General features: G+C 61.7%; 19 protein-coding genes. 11 read left to right on the top strand and 8 right to left on the bottom strand.

What is annotated here, in order from left to right:
• Nucleotides 1–20: 20 nt before the first annotated feature.
• Nucleotides 21–1718: a hypothetical protein gene (locus YUO_RS0103060; protein ID WP_028345981.1), complete on the bottom strand. Its 1698-nt coding sequence runs from the start codon at nucleotides 1716–1718 to the stop codon at nucleotides 21–23.
• Between the two features lie 329 nt (nucleotides 1719–2047).
• Here YUO_RS0103060 and galE point away from each other — a divergent pair, with 329 nt between their 5' ends.
• The 5 genes from galE to YUO_RS0103035 all read left to right on the top strand — a co-directional run bounded on the left by galE (nucleotide 2048) and on the right by YUO_RS0103035 (nucleotide 5949).
• Nucleotides 2048–3175 (top strand): UDP-glucose 4-epimerase GalE, encoded by a 1128-nt coding sequence (gene galE, locus YUO_RS39580; RefSeq protein WP_063830266.1) that lies wholly within the window; start codon nucleotides 2048–2050, stop codon nucleotides 3173–3175.
• Nucleotides 3176–3316: 141 nt separating this feature from the next.
• Nucleotides 3317–3508 carry a hypothetical protein gene (locus YUO_RS0103050; protein WP_156908450.1) on the top strand — a complete coding sequence of 64 codons (192 nt, stop codon included), beginning with the start codon at nucleotides 3317–3319 and terminating at the stop codon, nucleotides 3506–3508.
• A gap of 160 nt (nucleotides 3509–3668) precedes the next feature.
• Entirely contained in the window at nucleotides 3669–3905 is a 237-nt protein-coding gene (locus YUO_RS44470; protein WP_083754501.1) for a DUF3551 domain-containing protein, read from the top strand.
• A gap of 1048 nt (nucleotides 3906–4953) precedes the next feature.
• On the top strand, nucleotides 4954–5196 hold the full coding sequence (locus YUO_RS0103040; protein WP_028345979.1) for a PilZ domain-containing protein: 243 nt from the start codon (nucleotides 4954–4956) through the stop codon (nucleotides 5194–5196).
• Nucleotides 5197–5616: 420 nt separating this feature from the next.
• Complete coding sequence (locus tag YUO_RS0103035) at nucleotides 5617–5949, top strand: hypothetical protein (RefSeq protein ID WP_028345978.1); 333 nt, start codon at nucleotides 5617–5619, stop codon at nucleotides 5947–5949.
• A gap of 781 nt (nucleotides 5950–6730) precedes the next feature.
• Here the strand turns inward: YUO_RS0103035 and YUO_RS0103020 are convergent.
• The 3 genes from YUO_RS0103020 to YUO_RS0103010 form a co-directional block, all read right to left on the bottom strand.
• Nucleotides 6731–7210, bottom strand: coding sequence for a response regulator (locus YUO_RS0103020; RefSeq protein ID WP_235782610.1), 480 nt, complete (start codon nucleotides 7208–7210; stop codon nucleotides 6731–6733).
• Between the two features lie 4 nt (nucleotides 7211–7214).
• Complete coding sequence (locus YUO_RS39575; protein WP_051379193.1) at nucleotides 7215–9050, bottom strand: PAS domain S-box protein; 1836 nt, start codon at nucleotides 9048–9050, stop codon at nucleotides 7215–7217.
• A gap of 201 nt (nucleotides 9051–9251) precedes the next feature.
• Complete coding sequence (locus tag YUO_RS0103010; RefSeq protein WP_028345976.1) at nucleotides 9252–9644, bottom strand: hypothetical protein; 393 nt, start codon at nucleotides 9642–9644, stop codon at nucleotides 9252–9254.
• 162 nt (nucleotides 9645–9806) lie between these two features.
• Between YUO_RS0103010 and YUO_RS0103005 the strand changes: the two genes are divergently transcribed.
• From YUO_RS0103005 to YUO_RS0102995, 4 genes are all read left to right on the top strand, one after another.
• The gene (locus YUO_RS0103005; protein ID WP_028345975.1) at nucleotides 9807–10052 is read left to right on the top strand and encodes a hypothetical protein; all 246 of its coding nucleotides are present in this window, start codon (nucleotides 9807–9809) and stop codon (nucleotides 10050–10052) included.
• A 143-nt stretch (nucleotides 10053–10195) separates the two neighbouring features.
• A complete protein-coding gene (locus tag YUO_RS0103000; RefSeq protein WP_028345974.1) occupies nucleotides 10196–10795 on the top strand; it encodes a formyltransferase family protein in 600 nt (199 codons plus the stop codon).
• A gap of 193 nt (nucleotides 10796–10988) precedes the next feature.
• A complete protein-coding gene (locus YUO_RS44465) occupies nucleotides 10989–11342 on the top strand; it encodes a hypothetical protein (RefSeq protein ID WP_083754438.1) in 354 nt (117 codons plus the stop codon).
• Between the two features lie 79 nt (nucleotides 11343–11421).
• Nucleotides 11422–11856: a hypothetical protein gene (locus YUO_RS0102995; protein WP_156908449.1), complete on the top strand. Its 435-nt coding sequence runs from the start codon at nucleotides 11422–11424 to the stop codon at nucleotides 11854–11856.
• Between the two features lie 149 nt (nucleotides 11857–12005).
• Here YUO_RS0102995 and YUO_RS0102990 read toward each other — a convergent pair whose 3' ends face one another.
• Entirely contained in the window at nucleotides 12006–12209 is a 204-nt protein-coding gene (locus YUO_RS0102990; RefSeq protein ID WP_028345972.1) for a hypothetical protein, read from the bottom strand.
• Nucleotides 12210–12287: 78 nt separating this feature from the next.
• The gene (locus YUO_RS0102985) at nucleotides 12288–12686 is read right to left on the bottom strand and encodes a RidA family protein (RefSeq protein WP_028345971.1); all 399 of its coding nucleotides are present in this window, start codon (nucleotides 12684–12686) and stop codon (nucleotides 12288–12290) included.
• Between the two features lie 236 nt (nucleotides 12687–12922).
• Between YUO_RS0102985 and YUO_RS0102980 the strand changes: the two genes are divergently transcribed.
• On the top strand, nucleotides 12923–13801 hold the full coding sequence (locus YUO_RS0102980; protein ID WP_028345970.1) for a DMT family transporter: 879 nt from the start codon (nucleotides 12923–12925) through the stop codon (nucleotides 13799–13801).
• Between the two features lie 174 nt (nucleotides 13802–13975).
• Nucleotides 13976–15406, top strand: coding sequence for a caspase family protein (locus YUO_RS0102975; protein WP_028345969.1), 1431 nt, complete (start codon nucleotides 13976–13978; stop codon nucleotides 15404–15406).
• A gap of 49 nt (nucleotides 15407–15455) precedes the next feature.
• On the opposite strand, the gene YUO_RS0102970 is transcribed toward YUO_RS0102975, so the two are convergent.
• A complete protein-coding gene (locus tag YUO_RS0102970; RefSeq protein WP_028345968.1) occupies nucleotides 15456–15713 on the bottom strand; it encodes a BrnA antitoxin family protein in 258 nt (85 codons plus the stop codon).
• Between the two features lie 2 nt (nucleotides 15714–15715).
• Nucleotides 15716–16693, bottom strand: a complete 978-nt coding sequence (gene cysK / locus YUO_RS0102965; RefSeq protein WP_028345967.1) for a cysteine synthase A — start codon at nucleotides 16691–16693, stop codon at nucleotides 15716–15718.
• Between the last annotated feature and the right edge of the window lie 118 nt (nucleotides 16694–16811).

Below are 16811 nucleotides of genomic sequence, written 5' to 3'. Positions count from 1 at the left end.
AGTCGCGCCCGAAGTCGGCGTCACTCGCCGAGCCCGCGACGATTGGCGTAGATCTGGGCGAACGGGCGGCCAAATCGCGTGACCTCATCAACCAGTACGGCCGACGTGCCATTGGCACACGGCCAACGCTCGGTGGTGATCAGGTAGTCGGCCTTTTGCAGATCGGTTTCGGCAATCCAGTTGCGACGGAACATCACGCCGGCCAGTTGTTCGCGCCAGCCCAGGCAGACCAGCACGCGCGGTGGATCTCCCGCGAACCGGCCTTCGGCGTCAATTCGACTCTCGAGGCGGCGCAGCGCCTCGGGAGCCGCCATGCTCCAATAGTCGAGGTCGAATCGGCCGTAAGCGCCGGCGACGCCGCCTGCCAGGCTGTTCATCGCGATATATTCGAGCGGATGCAGGATGACGAGTGTCACCACGATGACGGCCGTGTGCGCGACCGCGAGGGCCGCGGGCACCATCGGGAAGCGTCGCAAGAAGGGCAAGAGGCTCGTCAACCCGCGCGCGGCCACGATGGCGAGCATTGGAATCACGAACAATACGTGGCGGACACCGTCATAGAGCGTTGAGCCCTGCAGGATGAGCACCCCGATGGGCCCGAACGCCGCCACACTGACGACCAGCACCGCGCGCGATCCTGCGAGCTCGGCGGCGACTGGTCGCAGTCCTACGACGCCGGACCGACGCAGGGCGCCGAGGGCGGCGCGCGTCCACGACGCTGCAGCACCGATCCAGACCGCGATGCCGAGCAACAGCAACGCCAAAAAGCCCTCGGGCAAACGCGCCACGAGCTGTCCGGGAATGTACCAGGGGGGCAGCTTGTCGGTGAACGTGGGCCGGCCCCAGTTCGGGAATTCGAACGAGGTGTCGAGCGGAGCAAAGTGGCGATAGGCCTCGAAGAATCGCATGAGCGGATTTCCAGTCTGCAACCACGGCCAGAGCGCAATCGCCGTCAGCCAGGCGACGAGGATGGCGACCAGCGTATGCACGGCGATCTGGCGCAATTGGCCGTAGCCCGCGCGGCCATGGCGCAGCAGCGCCTCGAGCGCGCACAGGCTCATGCCGCCGACGAGGTAGGCGTGCGTGATCACCCCGCCGGTGCGCGTCGCAATGGCGAGGCCAGTGGCAAGGCCCGTCGCAAGGGTCAGACGCCAGCTCGGCACCTCCTGCCGCACCATCAGGACGATCGCGAGCGTCGACCAGCTCATGGCGAACAGGAATGGCACGTCGATCGGGGCAAAGAACAGGTTGCCGTACAAGTAGCCGGTCAGCAGGCACAGGGCGAGCGCCGTCAACCCAGCCCAGTACCCGACCGTGAGCCGTGCTATCGGCACGACCGCGGCGAGCCCAGCGAGGCCGAACAGGAAGGTGATGGCGTGCCGGACCGTGATCGGGTTCGCGAGCTCAAGCGACTGCACGGCCGCGACGAGCATCTGAAACCACGGTCCATACATCCAAAGATACTCTTCGACCGTCTCGAACTGAGACCGGTCGGTAAAAGCGCTCGCGTACCAGGCAAGCGCCTTTGGGCCGTAATCGTCCGTATTGAATTCGTCAGTCGACACCCCGTAGTCCGCGGCGGTCACAAGCCCGATGACCAAGGCCACGCTCAGCACAAGGAGCACGAGCAACGTCTCGGCATGGCGAGCAGCAAATGCGAGGCCGACTTTCGGCCTCACAAACCCAGAGCCGTCGCCATCCACCTGTTCAAGCGCCATGCATTGCCCTTAACTGGTTGCATGACAACGCACTGGTGCTGCCTGGAAATGTGGTGGGAATTCGCGTGGCGGAATCGCCACATCGCTACTACCACCAATGCGATTGAGCGGCGGCACGAAGAGTTTCAAGCGGCGAATCGAGAGGCGGACGCTTCTACCATCCACCGGCCGATACCGCCGCCTGCATCATATCAGGCGACACCCAGCTAAATCGCTTAATCGGGAACGAACCCCCAGCGCACCTCAAGTGTTGTCCTTGGAATGGGCATAACACGCCTGAAAGGAACTTTGTTCCGAAGTTCAAATCAGGTCGCCTAAAGGGGACAGCAATGGCGATCCTTATCACCGGAGGTGCCGGATACATCGGGAGCCACATGGTGTACGAACTCGCTGATCGTGGCGAACAGCCCGTCGTGATCGATGATTTTTCGTCGGGCTTCGAATGGGCAATACCATCGGGAGTTTCGGTTTTCGTTGAGGATATCGGGGATCAGCGGCGAGTTGCGCGGCTGATCGCGAAGTATAGGATTTCGGAGATCATTCATTTTGCGGCTTCTGCCGTTGTTCCGGAGTCGGTTGCCGAACCGCTTCGATATTATCGCAACAACACCGCGAATTCTCGAAACCTGTTCGAGATCGCAATCAGGAGTGGAGTGCGGCGTTTCATTCTCTCGTCGACGGCTGCAGTGTACGGGAATCCACCGTCAAATCCTGTCACGGAAGAGACCCCCGTTGCGCCTGTATCACCTTACGGCTCATCCAAATTCATGGCCGAAACAATGCTGCGTGATGCTGCACGCGCTCATGGCCTACGCTACGTGATCTTGAGGTATTTCAACGTAGCAGGCGCCGATCCTGCTCTGCGCACTGGACAGGCAACGCGAAAGGCAACGCACCTTATCAAGGTTGCAGCGGAAACCGCCGTGGGTCTGCGAGAGAAGATGCAGGTTTTCGGCACCGATTACCCCACGCCTGACGGGACCTGCATTCGCGACTATATCCACGTGAGCGACCTCGTAAACGCCCATTATCGCGCGCTTTCATACCTGCGCGGTGGTGGAGAATCCCTGACGCTAAATTGCGGCTACGGCCGCGGCTTTTCGGTCTTGCAGGTGATCGAGGCCATGCGGCGCGAATCCGGAAACGATTTTCCCGTTGAACTTGCCGCCCGCCGGCCTGGCGATCCGGCGGAGATCGTGGCGTCGGTGGAACGGATGCGCAATCTGCTAGGCTGGCGGCCTCAATGGGATGATCTTTCCCTGATCGTCCGCCATGCGCTCGCTTGGGAACGCAAACTCTTGGCACAAGGTAACGCGACGCAGCGCTTGGCAACTACGGCTCTGCCTCGTCCCAACAGCGAAAATCCGCCACCTAGGACCGTTTGGGTCAGCAGGCCTCGGACGAGCCGCGCATTCCGCGCCTCGCAGGACGCCTCGGGGACGAGCAAACAGGCGTGACAGGCGGTGCCCTGCAGCGGATATTCGTCGCTTCCCTCGCTGTGCTCGGCGCAGATGGGATCATTCGAGCGAAGCGTGAGGCGCGTCGTCGTTCGAAAGTCCTCGACCGCTGCCTTCCAATTACAACTAGCGGAGAGCGAAATGGCTGAGAGAATAGACGTTGAGGTTACCGGCAAATCGCAGTTTGAAGTCGCCCACGACATGGCGAGGTTCATTCTAATTAATATGGAAGGGCGTCAGGTGAAGCGCATAAAGCGGCAAGAGTTCTTGCATTTGGTGGCTGACTGCATCGAGGCCTTGCGCGGCATCAAGGTCAGGGAGATTGTCAGCTAAAACTCCCGCAGGCTCCAGCCTCCACTTGTCCGCACAAGCAATCAAGTTGGTGACAAGGTTTGCGAGCGAGGACGCCGCGGAAAAATGGTTCCAGGAGAACGATCCGGAAGGTGTGGCCTTCGAGTATGAGGTCTTGGAGTGAATGCCGAAGGAGGCTCTGATGCGCATTCTGGCCTTGGCGATTTTGGCTATCGGGATAGTCTCAATAGGGCCGGTGGCCGCCCAGACATACGATCCGGCTTATCCGGTTTGCCTGCGGGTATATGGCCCGGCCACCTATTACGAATGCCGCTACACGTCCCTGCCTCAATGCAACGCATCGGCATCGGGCCGCTCGGCACAGTGTGTCATCAATCCATATTTCGGAGGTTATCAGCGGCATCGCCGAGTCTACTAAAGTAAACCGCATTGGCCGCAGAACCGCTTACGCCATGCTCCTGGTGCTGGCCATCGTATGGCAGACGCTGGGGTCACTGTAGCCTACGAAAAAGCCCGGCCAGTGGCCGGGCTAACTCGGTAAGTAACTGCACGTGCTGAAACTGGGACATTGAAGCATCAGGAATGGGACGCGTCTGTTACAAAGCTGACACTGGAACAATGATACGACACTTTGCCGGGAAAAAATGGCAGGTGAAGCTAGTATGACAGTGGATGGCTTGCCGGGTAGCCTTGCTGCCAGCCCCGCGAGGGTACCTAAAGCCGTTGGATTAGCGGCTCTAGTGCAGCGTCGCGTATCCGCGCCGGGCCGCTGGCCGCAATGAGCCCCTAGCGTGACCGGCGGTAGCTTGGATCCGAGCAGAGCAAAGGAACGGTATTCACAGCACAAGTTTAACCCGTGCTCAAGACAGCGAGGAGCCGCCATGATGATCCGCTTTGCTTGCTTTGGGGCCTTCTTTGTAGCTTTTGCTCTTGCCGAACCAGCTTTGGCCGCGGGCGGATGTGGCGTCGGGTGCAGCAGCACGTCTGAAGGGGCTTGTGTCCGCGATGGATGGCAGCAAGGTTTGCCCGTTCGGAACGTGTGCCCGGCCACATCCCAGCCATCTCCCCCTTGCGGCCCACATCACCGATGGAGTCGGCAATCCATGATGTGCGTACCGCGTTGAATCAATCTGTTAGCGGCCCCGGCAATACGTGCTCGCGGGTCCTCGTTGCCGGAGCCTTCTGACAATAGACGGCTCTGCGCACGACGTTGCCGGACGACATGCGCAGAGCCGCGCCATGCCAGGGCACTCCCCAAAGGGCACTCCCCAAAATGGCTTATTCAGGCTGATTTCGATTCTTGGCAAAATTGGGCACGAAGCTGCGGCTATCAAGTCTGCGGCAAGCGGGGCTCGGATGTGAGGCCGCTATTTGAGAAAGCACGATTGCCTGAAAACGGGTTCCATCTTTGCAACGCCTTAAGAGTTCAGTGCTATTAAGGCAACATTTTAGAGTGGATTATTGCGATGGTGGAAACCCGGATTGCTCCACGTGTTCGCGTGATGAAGCCTGCCAAGATCGATTACGGCGGCGACAAGTATCCTTGCATCGTTCGTGACATATCTAGCACGGGCGCGGCGCTGGACTTTTCCGAACTGATCCGCATTCCCAATGAGTTCACATTGATCTTGCCGGATGACAAGCTAAAGCTCCCTTGCCGCGTTGTGTGGCGCAAGGAGTTCAGACTTGGCGTGGTCTTCGACCTGTAGCTACACAGCCGTTCGGCTCCCGATGTCCGGCTGCGCTACCCTCGCCTGCATTGGCTTACCGCCTGAAGCAGTTATGACGCTCTTCGCTTTCGGGCTAACAATTCGAAGCGGACAAGAATAACCGTGCAAGCGGCCAGCGCGGTCAAAGCCATCAAGAGAACCGTCGTGAGCATGGCAAATCTCCAGCCCGATGATTCGCAATTTCTTAAAGTCTGAACTATCTCAGCGGAATCCTTAAGAAAAAGTTAACACCCTCGTCGACCGCGGTCGAAGTCCTGGGACGATCGCGCCGCTCAAAGCTGCACTCACAAACAGAGAGACCGCCCTTCGGGCGGTCATTTTGTTTCTGGCAAGCTCCTTGCTCTCCGCACAGCATCGCCACGTATCGCTGCCAGCGATGTGCCATTGCGGAGCAAACAAATGAGCCAGCCCCAATTCGAGACAGCGGATCTACGACATCATGTTCGCGTTCAGGCTAAGCGACAGGCCATGGCAGAGCGCAAGCAGCTCGCGGCGGATGACGTGCTTAGGCGAAGGCGTCAACAAACTGAAGCAATGCTAATCGATATCAAGAACGTCCTCCGCTTGCTTGATCAAAGCATTGAGGCTGAACTACAGAAAAGTCCGACGAGAGATCCTTATCACTTTGCATTTCCGATGACGGTGAGAGCTTTGACCACGCGCCGTGAAAATCTTAAATCGACCATTACGTTGCTTTTGCTTGAGCTCACCAAGAGCGATCGCGGTCGGTAAGGTTGACTGGTTAGGTTAAACTGCAAGTTCGATTGCCGCCCGCTGCGGGGAGGCCTAACGATCAGCCACCGGACAATCCCCCAAGCGTCCGGGCCCACACCAGCAAGCCGTCAGGCGATCTCCGCCTGGCGGCTTTGTCTTGAAGGACGATCGGTGCACTACCTATGGCTGAGAGTGAAGGCGGCCGACCGTCGCGCTCACGCCAAGTACGCCCCCATCGACGTACGCCCCATCGACGCGATCCGAAATCGCCTGGTATTCCAGCTTGCCGCGGGGATGAAGAAGCGCTGGCCGAAGGTCTTCCCCTGTTCCATTTAGCCCGGCTGTCCCTCGCCAAACGTCAAGTTCACGATTGCTCGACTGCTGCCTGAAACAAACGACTGCGTACCTAGTTATTAACAAAAACACAGGGACGCCGAACAATGATCGAGCTGTCAGCAGGGATCCTTGCCCTGATTAGCGTAGGGATCTTCGCCGCCCACGCGCTGGATGCCTACCGCACCGACTAGCGCCGCGGAGAAAGCAAAACGTCGCCTGAGGCGCCGCGGCGCCTCAGGCGCATTTGTCAAACGTCTGCTGCCCCTTGTCGATCTCCTATCCGACGGAGGTCCTTGGCCGCCGGACGGTTGAGCCGCGAGCGCGGCATTAGAGATACTGCTAGCGGCTGAGCGTTGAAGTACACCCCTCCCACGAAGGCCGCCCATCCACGGTCGATCCGTCTTCTCTGCAATTGCTTCGGCCGAAAAGTTCCATAGCTCCGGTCCGACTGCCGACGCTTCCGCTACGGCCGGCGCAACTGCGCGAGAGCTTCGACGACCACCGAGACCAGCGACGCCATGGTGTACGGCTTCGGCAGCCATCCGAGCGGGGCGTAGGGCTCGGCGCGCCCGCGCGTGTACACATCGTCGTGCGCGGTCGCAAAGATGCAGCGAATGGCGAAGTCCTGATAGAGTTGCCGTGCGGCGTCGATGCCGTCGCGGGTGCTGGCCAGGCGAATATCCATCACGGCAAGCGTCGGTTGGGCCTCGCTGGCGAGCGCGATGGCTTCCTCGGCGGTCGCGGCCGGACCGACAACCTCAAAGCCCGCAGCCGTCAGCGCGACTTCGGATTGCATGGCGATCAGGAAATCGTCCTCGACGACAAGAACCCGCAGCTTCCCTTCCATGCGCCGGGTCTCTTCAGCAGGTGGCGACGATTCCGGTCCGGCTCGGATGGCAACGCAATATGCCCTGCGTTCTGATGGGCCGTCGTCATCGGTCACCGGCCTAGCTCTTGGCAGCAGGAAAATCGAGGCACGCCCGCGAAGGGCGTTTCGTGACGCGAAGTGTTCCATGGAGCTGGCGTGCGAGGCCGAGTACGAGCCGGAGCCCGGACGAGGTCTTGCGCACGGCTTCCAGGTCGAACCCCTCGCCGTCGTCCTCGATGCAGAGCGCCAGCCGTCCGTCCTGGCTGGTCAGGCTGACGCGAACGGCCTGCCTCGCATAATCCCTGATGCCGTGCTTCACTGCGTTCGTCAGCAGCTCATTCAATATCAATGCCAGCGGCATCGCCATGTCGTTGGAAAGCACGCCGCGCGCCGCGTCACACTCAATTCGTGCATCCGTCGGCAGCAACTGCCGAATGGTCTGACAAACCGCCGGCAGAAATTCCTCCGCAGCGAAGCAGGTGGCATCGCTTCGGCCGTACAGCACACGCTGCGCCGCCGCCATGGCCGCGATCCGTGCGCTGGCTTCGTTCAGGACTTTGCGCGCCTCCTCGCTGCGCGCGGTCCTTGCCGCGGAGAAAAGTAGCGACTGCAGCATCTGCATGTTGTTCTTGGTGCGATGATTGAGTTCATCGAGCAAGAGCCGTTGCTGGGTTTCCGCTTGCCGTCGCTCGCTGATATCAACCAGCATGTTGATGGCGCCGGTGATTTGGCCGGAAGTGTCCTGCAGCGGCGTCGGGAACGGAATGAACGGCACCCGCGTCCCGTCCGGCCGTTCAGCAACTGCCTCGGCGCCGCGCACGGCGCGTCCTTCTTTCAGCGCAACCGCCATCGGGCACTGGTCGTGCGGGAGCGGCGTGCCGTCGGGGTTGAACAGCTTCCATGTGACACACCATTCGTCGCTGCCGAGCGCGGGCGTCCGCCCCGAGAATTCGACTGCCGCCGGATTGAAATACGTAATTTTCCCCTGCGCGTCGGTCGTGTAGATCGCGGCGGGAATCGCCGCGAGCAATTCGGAAAGGCGCTGCTCGCTCTCCCGCAGCTTGCGTTCGGCTTGCTTGCGATCGGTGATGTCGCGGGCGATCTTCGACGCGCCGACGATAATTCCCGCGTGGTCGCGCACGGGCGAGACAGTCAGCGAGATGTCCACAAGGCTCCCGTCCTTCCGCCGGCGAACCGTTTCGTAGTGGTGGATGCGCTCGCCTCGCCGTATGCGCGCGAGGATCCCAGGCTCCTCGTTTTCGCGTCCTGGCGGAAAAAGAATCGTCACGGGCTTGCCGATGGCCTCGCCGGGGGCATAGCCGAACAGCCGCTCGGCTCCTGAATTCCAGGTCCTGATGATCCCGTCGAGATCCTTGCTGATGATCGCGTCGTCGGAGGATTCCACGATCGACACGAGTTGCTGCGCACGGTCTTCGGCGGCGCACCGCGCCTGTTCGGCTTGCTTGCGGGCGCTGATGTCATGCTGAGCGCGCACAGCGTAGAGGAAATTTCCCGACGCATCGCAAACGCTTGAGGACGTCACTTCGGTCCAGAAGTATGACCCGTCCTTGCGCGCGAGACGCGTTTCGATGGTGTAGCGATCGATTTCGCCCGCGATCTGTCGTCTGAACTGCGCGAGATCCTGCGCGACCTCCTGTGGCGAGGTTTCGTCAAAGATGGAGCGGCCGAGCAAGTCGGCCGCTTCTCGTCCCACCATATCGCAGGCCTTCTGGTTGACGCGCAGCATCCGCCCGGCCTCATCGATCTCGACGATGCCGACGCCGACATGTTCGTACGTGACAGCCAGCCGGTCTTCGTGCGCCGGCCGCCATTCATCGCGAGGCAGATCAAGCGCGAAGGAGGCGGAGCGGCCTGGCTGGGAGAAAGTCTTGGCCGTCCGTCGCTGGATGTTCATTCCTGCCATCCCTGCCAAAGGGCAATTTTGCGTTGCACGATACTCGGTGTCGGCACATGCAGGACCAGCACGCACGACCGCTGAGCGCTTGACGTTGGACAAATCCGGCAAGAGAAAATTTGTTCCTGGCCGTGGCCGGACGCGAAAATGTCAGTCTTCCGGCGGGCTTGGTTTCCCGCAGGATGGATCGCAATCTGATCGCTAGCACCCGCGGCAGATCCCGGTGAACCTACTCACCTCCGGCCGCCCCCGCGGCCGAACCGGTGACTTACGCGGGGCCTTGCGCGCACTGATGATCCGCTGCGAGGCGCTTGGATATGGCGGCGTCACGACACGTGCGCGCGGCGTTTCGACTGAGCCGTAGGAGACGGCCGGCGGCGGGGGGTTGGGGCGGAGCGGTGGCACGCTTGCGGCATTGCCGATGCCGCTGGGATCGGATAGCGCCCTAGGGTTGGCCGGTCCGAACGGCACGCCCGATATCGGCGAATTGCCGGCGCCAGCCGAGCCGGCTGGCGGCGTCAGTTGTGCTGATGCCTTTACGGGAACGATCAGGCTGAGCGCCACGAAGAGAACAAGCGCCGGATTGCGGGACATCGAGGTCTCTCCAGGAGGCTCCCACTCAACGAACATGTAGGGCGCGCGTTCCCCAGCTTCCAGGCGGAGCCCATATCGTGCTGTCCGCCCTGTTACGGAGTAGGCGTCGGCGCGAGAATCAGTCCTAATTAAGGCGCGATCACGTTTTGAGATTCCGGCGGCATGAACCAGCCCGAAGTGCTCGATTCCGATATCCGCGCCCTGCAGCAATGGCTGCGCGCTGCCTGGCAGCAGCTTGGCGATCCCACCCTCACCACCTTCGCCCGGCGCGAGCTTCGCAACCAGATGAAGCAGTGCAGCGCCGACTTGCGGGAGTGCCTGCAAAGGGTAGCTGAACCACAGCCCGAGCCGGTCCAATCACCGGCCTCGCCCTATTCCAGGCCAGAACTGCGAATCCTGTCATGGTGACGGAACGGGATTAGGCGCCTGCCACTCCGCCTATGCTCGGCGCCCTGCCCTGTTGATAACCCGCGAGCCTGTTGGCGAGCAGCGAAACAGGCCGGCATCGTGTGCTATCGGCATATCGGCCTGATTAACGACGGACAGAACACATGCGGATTACCCTGGTCGGTTCCCGCCATTTTGGCGTGACGACAATGAACACCTTGCGCCAACATGGGGTCGATATCGTTCGCGTCGTCGTTCACGACGGTGAAGACCGGCTTGCCGCCGCGGCCCGGGCCGCCGGGATTGACGTCGTGGTGCAGGCCGATCCGAAGCGCGTGATCGCCTCCGAAATCGCACGGGGGACCGAGCTGATCGTCACTGCACACAGCCATGCCCGCGTCACCAGGGAGGCGCTGGCCACAGCAAAACTCGGCGGCATTGGCTATCACCCCTCGCTGCTGCCCCGGCATCGCGGCATTGCCGCAGTCGAATGGACCATCAAGGAAGGCGATCCAATCGCTGGCGGTACCATCTACCATCTCGCCGACCGGATGGATGCCGGCGCGATCGCCGCGCAGGAATGGGTGTTCGTCAGGAAGGGAGAGACTGCGCGCGAGCTCTGGGAGCGCGCGCTGGCCCCGCTCGGCCAGAAACTGCTCGCTGACGTCATCTTTCACGCCAAGACCCATAACAATCTCCCCGCCACGCCGCAGGAGGAGGAGTTCGCCACCCAGGCGCCGAGCCTGTGCGACGGCAAGCACTAATCCTTACCTTAATACCTCCAATCGACTCCCAATTATGTTCAAACGGCGAATTTTTCGTTCCCCGCCCGGAACCGGATTCACCTTGATGTGTTTGAGATCGCGGGAACTTTCCACGGTGCTGCGGCGCACCCAAGTTTGGACACATTGTGACCAGATAAGGCGAGCCATCACACACATTTCGAGGACTTGATCCATGCGCTCCAACCGCATTCACAACCTGTTGTTTGTTTCGTTGCTTGCTTCCGCCGCCACCTTTGCCAGCGCTCCCGCCTCCGCCCAGAACCCCTATGACGGCCTTTGGCAGGTCACGGTTGTCACAAAAACGGGCAATTGCGATGCGCAGACTACGTCGACCGTGAATGTCACCGGCGGCAAGATTTCTGGCGGTCCGGTTTCCGGCAGCGTCGGCAGCGGGGGACTTGTGCGAGTCTCGATCAATGGTGCATATGCGAACGGTCAACTCAGTGGCAACTCCGGATCGGGGAAATGGAATGGGGCTTCAGCGGGCGTCGCATGTAGCGGTCGATGGGAAGCGTCCCGTCAATAAGGCAAGCCAAACTTTTGAATCTTCTGCCAAAGCGCGGCGGCTGACATTCGCAGCCGTCGCTTTTTTTATGACGGCCTTTATGACGGTCTTGGCCACCACCACTACGAGCTACGCCCAGTCCAGTACGTTCGCCGGCATGGCCGGCACATGGTCCGGTCCTGGCACGGTGACGCTGGATGACGGTTCGAGCGAGCGGATCCGCTGCCGCTCCACCTACAGGGTGATCGGGGCCAGCATGGAAATGGCCCTCACCTGCGCCAGCGACGCCTACAGGTTCAACCTGCAAGCGGCGGTGGTCGCAGCCGGAGGCGAAGTCAGTGGCACCTGGAGCGAAACCAGCCGGAACATCGGCGGCACCATCCAGGGCCGCGGGGCTGGCGGCAGTTTCCAGGTGATCGCCCAGGCGGCCGGATTCGCCGCCAACATCTCGCTGAAGACCACCGGCAACAAGCAGCAGATCGCCCTGAGGGCCGACAGCGTGTTCCGCGCTGCCAATATCTCGCTGTCTAAATAACCCCCGTCATCATCCCCGCGAAAAGCGAGGATCCAGTACGCCGCGGCTTCTCGGTTCAACCACGGACGTCGCTGGAATACGGACGTCGCTGGAATACTGGATCGCCCGCATTCGCGGGCGATGGACAGTTCTCGGTATGGCGACCCTCCCTAACTCGTCTTCGGCTTCTCGAGCTTCGCCGCGGTTTCCTTGATCGTCTTGGCGATCAGCAAGGCCTGCTCCTTGTTGAACGCAAAATCCTGCACGCCGCGGTGCGTGGTCAGCGACAGCACCATGATGTGAGGCTGGTGCTCGGGCCAGCCGGTTGCGAAGGCGGTGACGAAATCTGCCGAGGTCGATCGAGTAGCGGTCATTGGCTTATAGTATCCTTTTGTCTTTGCCGGCGCGCCTGATCAAACGGACAGCGCCCGTGCGGCAGTTGTGATGTCCGGTTACGCCTTGGGCACGAAGGCGGTGACTTCGATTTCGACCTTGGCCCTGACGTCGACCAACCCGTCGATGTAGAGCAGCGTCGACGGCGGGAAATTGCGCCCGAGTGTTTCCTTCCAGGCCGCACCGATGCCGGGACCTGAAGCCTCGTATTCGCTGCGGCTGGTCAGGTACCAGGTCAAGCGCACGATGTGCTCAGGACCGGCGCCTGCTTCCCCAAGCAGCTTGACGATGCGCTTGAGCGCCGTGCCGACCTGCGCGGCCATGTCGGGAGCATACTCGCCCTTCTCGTCGCCGCCGGTCTGGCCGGCCAGCACGATCCATTTACCAGGGCCGTCGACCTCGACACCATGCGAGAAGCCGCGGGGTTTCGACCATTCGGCCGGTTGCAAGATGCGCATGCGTAAGTCCTCCTCCTTGGTCATTCCGGGATGGTCCGAAGGACCAGACCCGGAATCTCGAGATTCCGGATCGCCGCTGCGCGACGTCCGGAATGACGAAGGTGCTTAGCACTGAACCGGCAGCCGCTCCCACAGTGAAATTGCAAAGGCGTGCATCGCTGCCCCCGCGCATTTGCGCGTTGCAAATTGTGGCGCGCTCGCCGATACCGGCACGCCCTCAACTGATCTCCCCGCGAATGGACCGCACACAATCCAAAACCCTGGCCGCGCTGTGGATGGCCGGCTGGCTGACCCTGATGCTGATCATCGCGATCGCCGGGCGCGAGGCGGCGCGCGAGATCAACGTGTTCCAGCTCATGGAGATGCGCTCGATCCTCGGCTTTCTGATGCTGTACCCGCTGATCCGCGCCAGGGGCGGATTTGCCATGATGAAGACGAAACGCCTGCCGCAGCACGTTGCGCGCAACCTTGTTCACTACGGCGCGCAACTCGGCTGGTTCTTTGCGCTCACGCTGATCCCGATCGGTCAGGTGGTGGCGATCGAATTCACCATGCCGATCTGGACCGCGATCCTGGCCGCTACGTTTCTGGGCGAGCGCATGACACCCTGGAAGATCGCTGCGATCGTGCTCGGAATCGTCGGCGTCTTTGTGATCGTTCGCCCCGCTGCCAGCGAGATCAATCCGGGGCAGTTGATCGCGCTGGCGGCCGCGGTCGGGTTCGGCGTTTCGGTAGCGATGGTAAAGTCGCTCACCCGGACCGAGCAGACGCTCTCGATCATGTTCTGGATGCTGGTGATACAGTCGGCGGCCGGTCTCTTCCCCGCGCTCTACGTCTGGAGCTGGCCGCCAGCCCATCTCTGGGGCTGGGTGGTGGTGATCGCGTTTTGCGGCACGTTCTCTCACTACTGCATGGCGCGCGCGATGCTGCACGCGGATGCCACCGTGGTGATCCCGATGGATTTTCTGCGGGTTCCGTTGAGCGCCGCTGCGGGCTGGCTGATCTATTCGGAACGGCTGGATGCATTCACCGTGTTCGGCGCGGCGCTGATCCTCACCGGCAATCTGCTGAACCTGAAACCGAATCCTTCGCCGCCTGCGCGCGTGCAAAGCTGAAGTTTATTTCCTGGGCTGTGATCTAGATCACGCTAGGGCGCGTGTCGCGAGGGTAACGGATGGCTCCGGATTTGGCCGTTCGGCTGCTTTTTTGTGGTGCGAAGCGGGCGATATTTGTAATGTCCAGCCAGCGTTACAGCCAAAACCTTTGTTGATTCTGCAGGGGGATTTCTTATGCGTTACCCAACGCTCATTTTGTCCGTCATATGCATCGTCTTTGCGGCCGGAACCGCTCAAGCCGAAAAGCGCGTCGCTTTCGTCGTCGGCAACGGCACCTACAAGAACGTCGCACCCCTTCCGAATCCCTCGGTTGACGCCAAGGCGATGGCCGCCGCGCTACGCAATGTCGGATTCGAGGTGGTCGAAGGGTCCAACCTCACGCGCGACAAGATGACCGAACGTCTGCTCGACTTCGGCAAGAAGGCGCAAGGCGCCGACGTCGCGCTGTTCTTCTATGCCGGCCATGGCATTGCCATCTCCGGCACCAACTATCTGTTGCCGATCGACGCCGACATCAAATCCGAAATGGACGTCAAGCTTGGCGCCGCGATCAATATCGACCTCACCCTCGAGCAGACCATGGGCGATGCCAAGGTCAAGCTGGTGTTCCTCGACGCCTGCCGCGACAACCCGTTCGCAGCCAAGATCAAGTCGAACTCCGCCACCCGCAGCGTCAACGTGCAGACCGGTCTCGCCGAAATGAAGTCCGGCGAAGGCACGCTGATCGCGTTTGCGACCGGCCCGGGCCAGACCGCGCTCGACGGCCAGGAAGGCGGCAACAGCCCGTTCACGCGCGCCCTGCTCGCCAACCTCACCCAGCCCGGCGTCGAGATCCAGCAGGCGATGACCAAGGTCCGTGCCCAGGTCAACGAGGAGACCAACAAGGGTCAGCTCCCCTGGGGTCACACCAACCTGATCGGCGCGGTCTACCTGAACGGCGCGCCCGCGCCCGGCGCCGTGGCGGCTGCAGCGCCGGCCGCCTCAGGTGCCAAGCCTGGCTCGGACGTCGAACTGGAGTTCTGGCGCTCGATCAAGGATTCCAACAAGCCGGAAGAGTTCAACGCCTATCTGACCAACTATCCCAACGGTCAGTTCCGGTCGCTGGCGCTGTCGCGGATTGCGTCGCTGGAGAGCGGTGCAAAGGATGCAACCCGCAACCTGAGCACTGGTATCGATCCCGCGACCTTCAAGGACGAAGCAAACCAGACCACCGAGGACCAGATCGGCCTCGACAAGGGCCAGCGCCGCGACGTGCAGCGCCGCCTGAACGGGCTCGGTTTCGATACCAAGGTCACCGGCCAGTTCGACGCCCCGACCCGCGCCGTGATCACGCGCTGGCAGGCGGCGCGCGGCTATCCGAAGAGCGGTTACCTCAACAAGCTGCAGCACAAGGCGCTGTTGACGGAGATCGTGGCGGCCGCGCCGACTGCGAGTTCCGATGAGGAGCGTCCCGCCCCCAAGCGCCGCGCCCCCAGCACCGTTCAGGCGCAGCCTCAACCGCAGCCACAGCAGCCCCCGCCGCAGCGCCAGTATAGCAACCCCGGCCCCGATCCGGCCGGTGCCGGGCGCTTCATCGGCGGCGTCGTCGGCGGCATGCTGCGCTAACGGCAAGCGACCCATCTGCCAAAAAGGCCCGGGATCATCCCGGGCCTTTTTATTTTGCAGGTCGCAAACCAATGCCTGCAGCCTTTCGCAGCGCCTCGTTGATGCGATCCTGCCAACCCGGACCACCCTCCTGAAACCATTCCAGCACGTCCTGATCGATCCGCAGCGTGACCTGCTCGCGCACGCCGGGAACAGCGGCTTGCTTGGCGGGTGCTTGCGCCACCTTCGCGGTCGCGCGCTTGAATGCGGCCTCGGCTTCGGTGCGCGCATCGTTCAGGGTTCTCGGTCGCCGCGGCTGGTCCGCCATCGCTAAATTCCTTCAAACAAGGCCGTCGACAAATACCGTTCGGAGAACGACGGCACGACAGCCAGAATGGTCTTGCCGGTGCTCTCGGGACGCTTGCCGATCGCGAGCGCCGCCGCGATCGCAGCACCCGCGGAGATGCCACCGGGAATGCCCTCCATGCGCGCCAGCGCACGCGAGATTTCAATCGCCGTCGGGCCGTTGACCCTGACGATCTCATCGATCACTGAGCGATCCAGAATGTCCGGAATGAAGCCGGCGCCGATGCCCTGGATCTTGTGCGGCGTATGCTGGCCGCCGCCCAGCACCGGACTTTCCTCCGGCTCGACGGCAACGATCCGCAAAGACGGCCTGCGCGGTTTCAGCACCTGTCCGACGCCGGTGATGGTGCCGCCGGTGCCGACGCCGGCAACGAAGACATCGATGTTGCCGCCGGTGTCGTTCCAGATCTCTTCCGCCGTGGTGCGGCGATGAATTTCGGGGTTGGCGAGGTTCTTGAACTGCTGCGGCATCACGGAGTTAGGCGTGGTCCGCACCAGTTCCTCAGCGGTTGCGATCGAGCCCTTCATGCCCTGCGCGGCCGGCGTCAGGATGATCTCAGCGCCGAGGAACGCCAGCATCTTGCGCCGCTCGATCGACATCGACTCCGGCATGACAAGCTTCAGCCGGTAGCCGCGTGAGGCCGCGACGAACGCCAGCGCGATGCCGGTATTGCCTGAGGTCGGCTCGATCAGCACGGTGTCGGCGTTGATCACGCCGGCCTTTTCCATCGCGATCACCATCGCCGCGCCAATGCGGTCTTTGACGCTCGCGGCGGGATTGAAATATTCCAGCTTGGCCAGGATGGTTGCGCTAACGCCATGCGCCTCCGGCAATTTGCGCAAACGAACGATTGGCGTGTCGCCGATCGCATCGACAATTGAGTCGAAGACCCGTCCCCGCCCCGGACGTTGCACTGCACTCGCGGCTGACGACGCATCCATCTCGACACTCCCAAAGCGATCATGTGCGGGGAAAAGGCGCTCTCCTACTTAGGAGGCGGCCACATCGATGCGCAAGCCGGAATTGCCGGAACGAAGAATTCGCTGCATTGCAAAACAA

Origin of the sequence: Bradyrhizobium murdochi, assembly GCF_000472965.1 — a bacterium.
Classification (GTDB): Bacteria; Pseudomonadota; Alphaproteobacteria; order Rhizobiales; family Xanthobacteraceae; genus Bradyrhizobium; species Bradyrhizobium murdochi.
This window is presented reverse-complemented; position numbering and strand designations above follow the sequence as displayed.

What these genes read in the sequence shown, in the direction of transcription:
- YUO_RS0103060 (WP_028345981.1), bottom strand. Translation starts at nt 1,718, where the DNA reads ATGGCGCTTGAACAGGTGGATGGCGACGGCTCTGGGTTTGTGAGGCCG.
- galE (WP_063830266.1), top strand. Translation starts at nt 2,048, where the DNA reads ATGGCGATCCTTATCACCGGAGGTGCCGGATACATCGGGAGCCACATG.
- YUO_RS0103050 (WP_156908450.1), top strand. Translation starts at nt 3,317, where the DNA reads ATGGCTGAGAGAATAGACGTTGAGGTTACCGGCAAATCGCAGTTTGAA.
- YUO_RS44470 (WP_083754501.1), top strand. Translation starts at nt 3,669, where the DNA reads ATGCGCATTCTGGCCTTGGCGATTTTGGCTATCGGGATAGTCTCAATA.
- YUO_RS0103040 (WP_028345979.1), top strand. Translation starts at nt 4,954, where the DNA reads ATGGTGGAAACCCGGATTGCTCCACGTGTTCGCGTGATGAAGCCTGCC.
- YUO_RS0103035 (WP_028345978.1), top strand. Translation starts at nt 5,617, where the DNA reads ATGAGCCAGCCCCAATTCGAGACAGCGGATCTACGACATCATGTTCGC.
- YUO_RS39575 (WP_051379193.1), bottom strand. Translation starts at nt 9,050, where the DNA reads ATGAACATCCAGCGACGGACGGCCAAGACTTTCTCCCAGCCAGGCCGC.
- YUO_RS0103010 (WP_028345976.1), bottom strand. Translation starts at nt 9,644, where the DNA reads ATGTCCCGCAATCCGGCGCTTGTTCTCTTCGTGGCGCTCAGCCTGATC.
- YUO_RS0103005 (WP_028345975.1), top strand. Translation starts at nt 9,807, where the DNA reads ATGAACCAGCCCGAAGTGCTCGATTCCGATATCCGCGCCCTGCAGCAA.
- YUO_RS0103000 (WP_028345974.1), top strand. Translation starts at nt 10,196, where the DNA reads ATGCGGATTACCCTGGTCGGTTCCCGCCATTTTGGCGTGACGACAATG.
- YUO_RS44465 (WP_083754438.1), top strand. Translation starts at nt 10,989, where the DNA reads ATGCGCTCCAACCGCATTCACAACCTGTTGTTTGTTTCGTTGCTTGCT.
- YUO_RS0102995 (WP_156908449.1), top strand. Translation starts at nt 11,422, where the DNA reads ATGACGGTCTTGGCCACCACCACTACGAGCTACGCCCAGTCCAGTACG.
- YUO_RS0102990 (WP_028345972.1), bottom strand. Translation starts at nt 12,209, where the DNA reads ATGACCGCTACTCGATCGACCTCGGCAGATTTCGTCACCGCCTTCGCA.
- YUO_RS0102985 (WP_028345971.1), bottom strand. Translation starts at nt 12,686, where the DNA reads ATGCGCATCTTGCAACCGGCCGAATGGTCGAAACCCCGCGGCTTCTCG.
- YUO_RS0102980 (WP_028345970.1), top strand. Translation starts at nt 12,923, where the DNA reads ATGGACCGCACACAATCCAAAACCCTGGCCGCGCTGTGGATGGCCGGC.
- YUO_RS0102975 (WP_028345969.1), top strand. Translation starts at nt 13,976, where the DNA reads ATGCGTTACCCAACGCTCATTTTGTCCGTCATATGCATCGTCTTTGCG.
- YUO_RS0102970 (WP_028345968.1), bottom strand. Translation starts at nt 15,713, where the DNA reads ATGGCGGACCAGCCGCGGCGACCGAGAACCCTGAACGATGCGCGCACC.
- cysK (WP_028345967.1), bottom strand. Translation starts at nt 16,693, where the DNA reads ATGGATGCGTCGTCAGCCGCGAGTGCAGTGCAACGTCCGGGGCGGGGA.